The organism is Gottfriedia acidiceleris (assembly GCF_036421055.1).
Classification (GTDB): Bacteria; Bacillota; Bacilli; order Bacillales; family Bacillaceae_G; genus Gottfriedia; species Gottfriedia acidiceleris_C.
The window spans coordinates 362356-373727 of record NZ_JAZGQS010000002.1 but is presented as its reverse complement, the minus strand read 5'-3'; the positions used below and the strand labels follow the sequence as shown (position 1 = coordinate 373727).

At 34.7% G+C, this 11372-nt stretch carries 11 protein-coding genes; 1 reads left to right on the top strand and 10 read right to left on the bottom strand.

The window, feature by feature from the left end:
* Nucleotides 1-172: 172 nt before the first annotated feature.
* The 4 genes from RAH41_RS04500 to RAH41_RS04485 all read right to left on the bottom strand — a co-directional run bounded on the left by RAH41_RS04500 (nt 173) and on the right by RAH41_RS04485 (nt 1185).
* A complete protein-coding gene (locus tag RAH41_RS04500) occupies nt 173-301 on the bottom strand; it encodes a hypothetical protein (RefSeq protein WP_331220978.1) in 129 nt (42 codons plus the stop codon).
* Nucleotides 302-338: 37 nt separating this feature from the next.
* Nucleotides 339-524 carry a hypothetical protein gene (locus RAH41_RS04495; RefSeq protein WP_331220977.1) on the bottom strand — a complete coding sequence of 62 codons (186 nt, stop codon included), beginning with the start codon at nt 522-524 and terminating at the stop codon, nt 339-341.
* 27 nt (nt 525-551) lie between these two features.
* Nucleotides 552-707: a hypothetical protein gene (locus RAH41_RS04490; RefSeq protein ID WP_331220976.1), complete on the bottom strand. Its 156-nt coding sequence runs from the start codon at nt 705-707 to the stop codon at nt 552-554.
* Nucleotides 708-1002: 295 nt separating this feature from the next.
* Entirely contained in the window at nt 1003-1185 is a 183-nt protein-coding gene (locus tag RAH41_RS04485; protein ID WP_331220975.1) for a hypothetical protein, read from the bottom strand.
* Nucleotides 1186-1701: 516 nt separating this feature from the next.
* On the opposite strand from RAH41_RS04485, the gene RAH41_RS04480 reads away from it, so the two are divergent.
* Entirely contained in the window at nt 1702-3378 is a 1677-nt protein-coding gene (locus RAH41_RS04480) for a M4 family metallopeptidase (protein ID WP_331220974.1), read from the top strand.
* Between the two features lie 102 nt (nt 3379-3480).
* On the opposite strand, the gene RAH41_RS04475 is transcribed toward RAH41_RS04480, so the two are convergent.
* The 6 genes from RAH41_RS04475 to RAH41_RS04450 form a co-directional block, all read right to left on the bottom strand.
* Nucleotides 3481-4476 carry an alpha/beta hydrolase gene (locus RAH41_RS04475; protein WP_331220973.1) on the bottom strand — a complete coding sequence of 332 codons (996 nt, stop codon included), beginning with the start codon at nt 4474-4476 and terminating at the stop codon, nt 3481-3483.
* Between the two features lie 156 nt (nt 4477-4632).
* Nucleotides 4633-5403: a Cof-type HAD-IIB family hydrolase gene (locus RAH41_RS04470; RefSeq protein ID WP_331220972.1), complete on the bottom strand. Its 771-nt coding sequence runs from the start codon at nt 5401-5403 to the stop codon at nt 4633-4635.
* A 42-nt stretch (nt 5404-5445) separates the two neighbouring features.
* Nucleotides 5446-6393 carry a LacI family DNA-binding transcriptional regulator gene (locus RAH41_RS04465; protein ID WP_331220971.1) on the bottom strand — a complete coding sequence of 316 codons (948 nt, stop codon included), beginning with the start codon at nt 6391-6393 and terminating at the stop codon, nt 5446-5448.
* A gap of 453 nt (nt 6394-6846) precedes the next feature.
* Nucleotides 6847-8565, bottom strand: coding sequence for an alpha-keto acid decarboxylase family protein (locus RAH41_RS04460; protein ID WP_331220970.1), 1719 nt, complete (start codon nt 8563-8565; stop codon nt 6847-6849).
* 181 nt (nt 8566-8746) lie between these two features.
* The gene (locus RAH41_RS04455) at nt 8747-9508 is read right to left on the bottom strand and encodes an SDR family oxidoreductase (RefSeq protein ID WP_331220969.1); all 762 of its coding nucleotides are present in this window, start codon (nt 9506-9508) and stop codon (nt 8747-8749) included.
* A gap of 87 nt (nt 9509-9595) precedes the next feature.
* Complete coding sequence (locus RAH41_RS04450) at nt 9596-11254, bottom strand: FAD-binding dehydrogenase (protein ID WP_331220968.1); 1659 nt, start codon at nt 11252-11254, stop codon at nt 9596-9598.
* Nucleotides 11255-11372: the final 118 nt, after the last annotated feature.

Below are 11372 nucleotides of genomic sequence, written 5' to 3'. Positions count from 1 at the left end.
AAAAAATCCTGTTTTTTCGACTGCTTTCGACAGTGAATTTGGAAGGGATTTGCGCATTCTTATTGCTATTGAATTTGCGAAAAAGAATAGGTAAAAAAAATGCTCTTTTGAAAAATCTGTATGAATTACACATTTCCCAAAGAGCATTTACTTAAAAAGATTGCTTCATGATCTATTTCGTTAATTTATTAATTATATCATCCAGTGTACGACCATTTTCAGTCGCTTTCGGTACATTTTGATGAGAAATTGTTGGATTTTCTTTAAGGAAATTTTGTTTAATATAGTTCATATCTCTCATATTAATTAAACCATCAAAATTAATATCTCCTTTATAGTCATTTCGTTCCCCAATGTTCTTCTAAATAAATAGCGTCTAAAATATCAATTACATTGTCTTTGTTCACATCACCAGCACTAGCCAATTTTGTACAAATGTATTTTTTCTCACCCACATTATCGTCTAAACCAATATAGAAACGCTTATGAATTGTGAAATGCCCTGGTATATCCAGTTCTAACATTTAATTTTTTTCTTTATTTCATGGCAGTTATCCCACTTCAAAATTAGGATCTTCTAAAACTTTTCCTGTAAATTGATTTCCAGCTTCATCAAACACTTTAACAGAAGCTCCCATTTTCGAATAATCAAATAGTTTAATTGGTAACCCAGTTGGATCTAATTTATAAACTGCTTCACCGTACATACTACCTAATTGAAGTGAATGAGATGCATTAATTTTAATCGATCAAAATCTTTTATCTTTTATATAACCATCTTATTTAAAATACTTTTTCATCGTCAATCGGGTTATTGATTACCAGTAAGATCAACTAGTCAAATAAAAAAGAACATATTTCGACCCAATTCTCTGGGAAAGTTTGTCATTTTTTAAAGTAAACAATAAAATTTAAATTTTTCTAGTAAACTTTATTCATAAATTTTCAGGACAAAATAAAAGACCATATCCAAATTTGGATAGGTCGTTTCGTTAGATTACTTTAATTTAATTGATTCATTGTCACAGAGAAGATATAGCTTTGATATTTATCGCAACCTTCGTATTTATATCTTTTACCGTCTTTTTTAAATGCTCTACCATCTTCTTGAAAACCTAAATCGTTTAAAACGTCTTTAATCGAACCATTTTCATAATCTTTTCCGACTTGGAATTCGATACTCAAGAAAATCACCCTTTTACTAGTTTTTATTTTTTATTTTGGGAATTTTAGGGTGATTTTATACTTGGCTTTGACAGTGTAACAATCGTTAGAGCTTATAAACTTTATCATACATATAGTTTAAAAAAACGTATATTAAATGTCTTCCATTAATGATATTAATTAAAATATCATTAGAAAAGGTTCCGTTTACTTTCTAACTATTAGAAAATAATCTTTTACTAATATAATAATTCCAATGTTTTTCTTCTCTTTAAGCTCTGTTTTTTTGAGTTAATTTTAACCAAAATCATACATATTCTTAATAAAATTCGATTTTTTATTTACCATTTTTTAACTAAAATTGATACTTTTTAACTATTTTAAAGATTCTGACTTATTTTTTCTTCGATATTTCCGCTTATTTTTCCCTCACAAAACGCAAAAAATGACGAATTTTGTAGTTTGATAAACCAGTTTTTCAGATGATACGATGAATTCCTCAATACCACATTGTTAACTAAGGGGAGGAATTTTTTAATGAACAAAAAGGTTTTAGCGGTTGGATTATCTGTAGGTTTGGCGGCAAGTAGTTTATCAGTAACTAATACATATGCTGCACCAAAAAATGTATTATCAAATTACAAGTACAATAAATCAGTTGGATCACCTGAATTCGTTTCCGGCCAGCTGACAAAACCATCAGCTAAGAGTGCTGAAAGTGTTGTAAAAGGGTATGTAAATGCAAACAAAGATAAGTTCAAACTTGGTTCAAAATCCGCAGAAGAATCGTTTATTGTTGAGTCTAGCAAAAAAGATACTTATGGTACCGCACTTCGACTACAACAAGTTTATAACGGTGTTCCTGTATGGGGATCTACTCAAACAGCTGTAGTTGGAGATAGTGGAACTCTAAATGTTTTCTCTGGTACAGTTATTCCAAACTTAGATACTAAAAAAGGGTTAAAATCTACTAAAAAAGTTAACGCAAATAAATCGATCAAAATCGCAGAAGCAGACCTGGGATATACCCCTGTCTATGAAAAAGACCCGACAGCTCAACTAGTAGTTTATACAAAAGGTGATGATGCTACGTATGCTTATGTAGTAAATTTAAACTTCCTTTCTCCTAAACCCGGAAACTATAATTATTTCATTGAAGCTTCAACAGGAAAAATTTTAAATAAATACAATAGTATTGATACAATGGACAGCATCCACGCTGCTAGTAAATCAGCTGGAGCATCAGTTGCTAAACCATCCGTTACTGGTACAAATGTAACTGCAACAGGTAAAGGTGTACTTGGTGATACAAAAACATTAAATATGACTCAATCTGGTTCAACTTATTATTTACAAGATAATACAAGAGGTAACGGTATTTTCACATATAATGGAGCTAATCGTACTACTCTTCCTGGTACTCTTTTGTCAAGCACTGACACACTACTAAATAGCACAAGTGAAGCTGCAGCAGTTGATGCACATTATTATGCTGGAAAAACATACGACTATTATAAAACTGTTTTTGGACGTAATTCATTTGATGGTAATGGTGCTGCCTTAAAATCAACTGTCCATTATAGCCGTAGTTATAACAATGCATTCTGGAATGGTTCTCAAATGGTTTATGGTGATGGTGATGGAACAACATTTACTTACTTATCAGGTGGACTTGACGTAGTAGCGCATGAGTTAACTCACGCTGTTACAGAAAGAAGTTCGAATTTAATCTATCAAAATGAATCTGGTGCATTAAACGAAGCTATTTCGGATATTTTTGGAACTGTAATTGAGTTCTATAATAATAATAATCCAGATTACGAGATTGGTGAAGATATCTACACACCAGGTATTGCTGGTGACTCACTTCGTTCAATGAGTGATCCAACTAAATACGGTGATCCAGATCACTACTCAAAACGTTACACTGGAACTTCTGATAATGGAGGAGTTCATACAAATAGTAGTATCATCAATAAAGCTGCTTACTTAATCGCAGTAGGTGGAACTCATTATGGTGTATCTGTAACAGGCATCGGTAATGATAAATTAGCAAAAATTTTCTATCGCGCAAATACTGTTTACTTAACTTCTTCAGCAACATTTAGTCAAGCTCGTGCAGCACTTGTACAATCTGCTGCTGACTTATATGGTGCAAGCTCTGCTGAAGTAACAACTGTTAATAATGCATTTGATGCAGTTGGTGTAAAATAATTTAATTTATAAATAAAAGTGAGTCTCATAAGTGGAAGTACTTTACTTATGAGGCTCTTTTTTATGAATAGAAACAGAAATCGAAAAAATTCCATCTCTTTTTTATTGAGAAACTTTCGTACCATTCAAGAAATTGAGTAATTCACTAAACGTGTTTTGAGCAGCTTTCGTATTCATTTGGAACTGGTATTCATGACCTAGTTTTCCTTCTGATTTACTATAAAAGACTTGTTTAACACCTGTTCTTTTTTCTAGTAATGTTGCAAATTTCTTACCTTGTGATTCAAAGGAACCTGTATTTCCGTCAGTTATAAATGTTGAAACAAATTTTTCTGGAATATTTCTTAAAAGGGATGATTCTTTTGTCATCTTTTCATCTTCCCAGTTGTATTTTCCAAAATAAGCCCAACCAACTCGCTTAAATACAAATTTCATCAACCTTGATGAAGCGTGTGTCTGAACTTCTTTCATATCATAAGGACCACAAAGAAGTATTGCCCCACGTATTGTATTTGGATCGACGCTTTGATCTATTTTAGCTGTATTGGAGTAGTTTTTATTTATTTGAATGCTTACAAATTGAGCTGTAAGCTGGGCTCCAGCCGAATCTCCAGCAATATAAATATTGTTTAAATCCAGTCCATATTTACCAGCGTTTTTTTTAATAAATCGGTATGCTTGATCAATTTGTTGTAAAGGGATAGGATAAGCAACACTCGGAACTAAGGGGTAATTTATATTCACTACATTATACCCATGACTCGCTATATATGTAGCGTATTTCCGTACATCATTTTTATCGCCCGCTACAAAAGCACCACCATGAATCCAAAAAATGGTTGGAACGTATTGTAGATCACCTTTATACTTAATTATGTCAAATGTACTACTTTTATATTTTGATGAGTACTCAATATCAGTATCCATTCTTGTTTTTTGTTTTGCTATCCCATAATCAGCTGCCTCTACTTCAATTCCACCGGCAAAAGACTTTTTCAAAAACCACGTTACAGGTCTTGGGGATAGAAATACCGATCCAACACCAATTATGATCATTATAAGTAAACAAATTCCAATGATTTTAAAAGTGCGCTTCATATTTATCCTCCTGATAAAAGAGTTAACTGAAGCTTATTATTCGTTTTTCCAACATTATCATACATGAAGACAGTATTTAAGCCAGTATTATCAATTTTCAAGCCAAGGCTACAAAGTGTTAGCGCTTTTTGACTTTTATCTAATTTCTTTCAAGTATTAAATTAATAACATTTTCTTAAGAGCATTATAAATCCCATGTTCATTGCAACTATCTGTAATTAAATTAGCTTTCTCTTTCACTGCAGTTTCAGCATTTCCCATTGCAACACCAATTCCTGAAAGTTCCATTAGTTCTATGTCGTTCATTCCATCACCGAAGAAGACAATATCTTCTCGCTTAAATCCATTTTCCTTAGCAATTTTCAAAATTGTTTTTGCTTTCGAACCTTCTTTAGGTATGACATCTGAGCCGAATTGATGCCAACTCACATATCGGAATTCGTTGATATCATATTTATGGAGATCGTCAGTCTTGCAAAACAGCATAGCCTGAATAATAGAATTTTCTTTCCAATACCTCTCATCATATTCAGGTATAAGCAAACCTAGACTTTCATAGGCCTTAATTAATGACTCTCCAGGTTCTTCAAAATGTCTTTTTACCCCTTTCAATGTTTGGAACACAATCTGATCATTGTTTTCCTTCGCAATTTCAATTAGTTTCATTATAGATTCTTTTGAAAATATCTCCTCATGAGCTAATTCATGACGCACATACCCTACTGATCCATTGCATAAAACATAAGTATCAATTTCAAGTTCGTCAACAATGGAAATTGCAGAATTGTAGTCTCTTCCCGTCGCGATTACGATTTCATGGCCATTTTCTTTTAGAGAAACCAAAGCTTGTTTCGTACTGTCTAGAAACTTCATTTCAGTCGTAAGTAATGTTCCATCTATGTCAAAAACAATAAATTTTCCCCTCATTTTCTTTCCCCATTTTTCTCTATTTTTTATCTTTAATTTACTTTAAACAGAATCTCTTTCTATAATTCGATAAGGTATTTTTACTTTGTCTCTAGATTTTTTTATTACAAGGCTACAAGCTTGTTCACCAACTTTCGTTAATTGATGATCCACTGTAGAAATTCCCATACCGATCCCAATTGGTTGATTTGCTTGACCTATGATTGCTAAATCAGTAGGGATTTCTAATTGTTGCGACTTTGCGTATAAATACATACCACCAGCCACTTCGTCCCCATTTGCATAGATAGCTGTTGGCTTTTTTCGTAAATGCATAAATTTCTTTGCTGCCTCATATCCGTCTTCTAAACAATGACATTCTGAAAGATGGTATTCAGGTTGAAGTTCACCAAATATTTCAGTATAAGCATCAATCATTTGCTTCGTGCTATTACTTTCTAACCTAGCAGTTGTAAATGCTACCACATCATGTCCTTTGTTTTTTAATAATTGAAAGGCATCTAGATAAGACGAATAGCGGTCTAAATAGGAACAGCCAATCTCTTTGTGTTGCGTATATTCACAAGCTACGATTGAACCATATTTACTAAATGGAATAATTGTTTCCCAATCATTTGCTCGTGAAGTGATAATGATGCCATCATAAAGCTTGCTTTTTAATTTTTGCAAATACTCGACTTCTTTTTCTTTACGATAATTTGAAGGAAGTACCGTTATCAAAAAATCTTTCTCTAATGCCTTGTTCAGTATCCCGTTTAATATTTGATCAAATGCTGGATTGTTGTTATATGGGAGAATAACACCAATTGCTCTTGTTTCTCCTCTTATTAAATCAATTGCATTTTTATTTGGTGTATAATTCATTTCTTCAATGACTTTAAGAACAGCCTCTCGTTTATCACTCGCAACATATTTATATTTATTAAGTACTCTAGAAACAGTAGAGACTGATACACCTGCTAATCTTGCAATATCGTTAATATTTGTCATCTTACACCTCCAACACTCATTACATTCAAATTGTTAAAAACCGTTTAAAGAAAGTTCAATTCTTTCCTTTCTCATTCAAACCAGCACGATTTTTCCATTTATCGTTTAATTCTTACTATCTATAATCCTTTATAAATTAAATACAAATCTTCAAAGATTTCCTATCCCCACTGTAAGGGTAAACAATGGTTATTACTTCGTGTAGAAAGCTTAAGTTCATCTTTTTTCACGTCTCGTTGAAAATCAACTTACTTTCAATCTAATTTATGAAATCGATTTCAAGTCAAGAGAAAAAATCAAATTAAATTTCATATATCCTATATTAAAGCAAATTCAGGTTTTGGATCACTCGAATTATTGAACTAATAGACTTAAGAAAAATAGCTCAATAACAATTAAAAAAAGTTGGAATGATCATTTTATTGATTCCAACTTTTTTTGTTATACTGACTACTATTTTTTACTTTGTTGCATCGCCTGCTTCTCCAAATACTTATACATCTTTTTCATATTTTCTGGTGCGTCCAATGGGTCTTTTACAATCATTTCAATCATGCAGAGTCTTTCGGAACATTCAATTTCAGCTTGGTTTATTGCCTGTTCAAGCTCTCCATAAGTATGAACAATAGCAGTAAACGCATTGCCTCCAAAGGCTTCCGCTAACTTAGTGTAAGACCACCTAGGGATTTTGTTGTATGTTTGATTTTTAGTTTTAACATTTAAATATTTTTCGATCGTATAACCGTCATTGTTTAAGACAAAAATTATCGGTTTACAGCCGTAATAGAGCATCGAACTGATTTCTTGTGCAGTTAGCTGTAGTGAACCGTCACCTGTAAACAGCAACACCCGACGTTCTGTTGCTGCGGCACAAACACCGAACGTAGAGGGGGTTGCATATCCGATGGAGCCCCAACCTCCTTGTCCAATATAGGTACTATTACTAGGCAATCTCACCTCTGCCATACCATTGTAGAATGTACCAATCTCAACAATCATAATATCGTCCTTTTTCAGCATCCGTTGAAAAAGTGGATAATAGCCAGCTGCCTTAAGAAGTTCATCGTTACTTTCATTGTATTGATCGTATGGAAATGACACTTTTCCTGGCAATCCTTGACCTTTATATCCAACATTTTGTACCGCCTGAAGCATGTCAGTAGCAAGAACGTTCGGATATACCGCCTCAGCAATCTTGACTAGGTCCGATTGGATATTAATTATCAATGTTGAATTCAGTTTTGCGGTAAAATTCGCTGTGTTGGTGTCGGCGGGTACCAAGCCAATCGCAATAATACAGTCTGCATTTTCTACCGTACTTTGGACTTCAGAACATCCAAACGAGCCTAAGTACATTCCGATATAATTTGGATGGGTTTCATCAAATGCCCCTTTACCGAACATCATGGATGCAACGGGGATATTCATGGCGTCTGCCAGCTGTAGAACGTCAGCCTGAAGGCCAAATCGCATGGTTTTTGCATCCACTAGAATAACCGGCCGCTTTGAACGTTCAAGTAGCTGACGGACATGATCTGTCGCAGCTTGAAGAGATTTTAAGTTTGATGTTTTTAGTTGTGGTGTTGGCTCGATCCGCTCTATAATTGGTTGATCGACTAAATCATCGGCCACAACGAGGTAAACAGGTTGTTTCTTTTCTTTTGCAATACGAATAGCTGCAGGAATTTCAATCATGGCATTTTCAGGTGTGAGTACCGCGCTATAAGCAGTTATCTGTTTATACATATTACGAAAGACATTAAAATCCCCATCCATTAGAGTGTGGTGCATCAGCTTATGCTCTTTTTGATCTTTTTGTTTTGGCGAACCAACAATGTGGATAATCGGAACGTGTTCACTATATGCTCCAGCTATCGGATTGCATGCATTCAACTCTCCAACACCAAATGTTGTAATAAGAGCAGACATCCCCTTCATTCTTGCATAACCATCTGAAGCATAACCCGCGTTTAGTTCGTTCCGTCCTTTTATAAACTGGATTCCGTTATACCGCTCCAACGTATCAAGTAATGAAAAATTATAGTCCCCTGCGACTCCGAAAATTTCAGTAATTCCTTCTTGCTTCAAACAATCGAACAAAAACTGCCCAACTGTTTTTTGTGCCATACCAGCATGTGTGTTGGGACTAACTGTATTCTTCATTTTATCCATTACACACCCACTCCTTTTCAATATCAATAGCTTGTTCAGTTTTTTAGTACCCTTTTTATTCGTACCCTATCATCGAACAAGCTATACGGTTGTTTGGAATAAGGAATAATGTAAAAATAAAGACAAAATAACAAAAGGACAAATCCGAATTAACGAACTTGCCCATTTTTAAAATAGATAGTTACTGAATTGTGTTTTTCAACATATTGTACATATTTGTAACATGTTCATCGACTTGATCTCGTGACATACGAAGTCGTTCAACTGAAGTTCCATATCCGATTTCTTGTTTGCCTTCTTTTAATCCATTGAAAATCCCATCCGCGAAATCATCTAAAGGTTCTCCGTGAGTATGCAATCCTGCTCCTCCTAAATCAGTATTAACTGCCGGAGGAGCAACTTCAATTACTTCTACAGATGATTTTGAAAGTTGGTGACGTAAACTCATTGTAAAAGAATGGATTGCAGCTTTTGTTGCTGAATAGATTGGTGCAATGACCAATGGAGTAAAAGCTAATCCCGATGAAACATTAATGATCGTTGAAGCTTCTTTTGTAGCAAAATATGGTGCAAATAGCATAGACAAATGGATTGGTGCTTCAATATTCGTTATGATTTCATTATTATAATATTTCCAATCGTTCTTGGCATCTGATTTTAAGATATTAAAACGTTGTTGAATCCCTGCATTGTTTACTAGCACATTTACTTCTGGATAGTTCTTAGTTATCCACTCAAACAATGAAATACGTTCTGTTTCAGAGCTCAAGTCACTCACATGTGTAATAAGATCTGGAAATTTTTCTTTAGCATTTTTAAGTATATTTTCACGTCGTCCAGTCACTATGACTTTATTTCCAGATTTAATAAAACGTTCTGCGAAAGCTAATCCAATCCCTGTATTTCCACCTGTAATAAGGATTGTATTTCCTGTAAGTTTCATTTTAATACCTCATTTCTATTTATTTTTTTACTTTATAATCGATTAGTTTGCGATCAAACTGTTCACTTTAGCATGGATTTAATTCAATTAGTCCAAATCTCTACCAATCGCTCTCCCTGCTTGTCTACCTGAAAATAAACAACCGCCTAAAAATGTTCCTTCCATTGCTCGATATCCATGTACGCCGCCGCCGCCGAATCCAGCAACTTCACCTGCTGCATATAGTCCAGGAATTGGATTACCTAAAGAATTTAATACATTACCATCTAAATTTGTTTGAAGTCCACCAAGTGTTTTACGACTGACAATATTTAAACGAACAGCAATTAACGGACCGTTTTTTGGGTCTAAAATTTTATGAGGAGTTGCAACACGAATTAATTTATCACCAATATAATTTCGCGCTCCCCTTAAGGCAGTAACTTGTAAGTCTTTCGTAAATTTATTATCCATTTCACGATCACGTGCAATGAGTTGACGTTCGATTTCATCATATTTTAGTAAATTTTCCCTGGTTATCTGATTCATACCTTCAACAAGCTCTTCTAACGTGTCTGCAACGACAAAGTCCTCTCCTTTTTCCATAAAAGCTTTTACAGGTGCTGGTATCCCTGAAGTTGCTCTTTTCATCACTTGTTTTATGCTTTTTCCAGTTAAATCAGGATTTTGTTCTGAACCTGAAAGTGCAAACTCTTTTTGAATAATTTTTTTCGTTAAAATAAACCACGAGTAATCATAACCAGTTTGTTGAATGGCTTGTAATGTACCTAAAGTATCAAAACCAGGAAAATTTGGTGCAGGAAAGCGTTGTCCCCTTGCATCTAACCAAATTGAAGATGGTCCAGGAAGAATACGGATCCCATGATTGCTCCATACCGGATTCCAATTTTTTATGCCCTCAGTATAGTGCCACATTCGATCACGATTTACAATTCGACCACCAGCATTTTCAGTAATGGCAAGCATTCGACCATCAACATGCGCTGGTACACCAGATATCATCCTTTTTGGCGGAGTACCTAGTCGACTTGGCCAATTTTGGCGTATTAAATCAAAGTTCGCACCAATACCGCCACTAGATACTAAAACAGCTTTTGCCCCATATTGAAAGTCACCAATTACTTCACGAGAACTATCTTCTCCTCGCTCTGATTTACTCGATTCTAATAAAGATCCACTTACACCTACTACAGCTCCGTCTTGTGTAAGTAGTTGGTCTACTCGATGTCTGGATCTGAATTCTACTAAACCTTTTTTCATATGCTCGCGAACTCTTCGTTCGAAAGGAGCAACAATTCCAGGACCGGTACCCCATACTATGTGAAATCGGGGTACTGAATTGCCATGACCTTCTGCAAGATATCCCCCACGTTCTGCCCAACCGACAATTGGAAAAAATCTCACACCCATATCATAAAGCCATTGTCTCTTCTCACCTGATGCAAACTCGACATATGCCTCTGCCCATTTCTTTCCCCAATAATCCTCATCATCTTCTCGATCAAATCCTGCTGTTCCAAGCCAATCCTGCCAAGCTAATTCCCTCGAATCCTTAATTCCTAACCGACGTTGCTCAGGAGAATCTACTAAAAATAACCCCCCAAATGACCACCAAGCTTGACCACCTATTGATGCTTTTGGCTCCTGATCTAATAACAATACACTTTTCCCACTATCAGCCATCTCAGCAGTTGCTACTAAACCAGCCAGTCCTGCTCCTACAACAATCACATCGAACTTCTCCATCCTACTTCTCCCTCCTTTTAAACCTTCTAATCTATCAAGTTATAAATTTATCTACAAAAACAGTTTTCTAAATATTCAGTTATCAATTAAATAATACAGTAAAAAACAAGAGAATAAA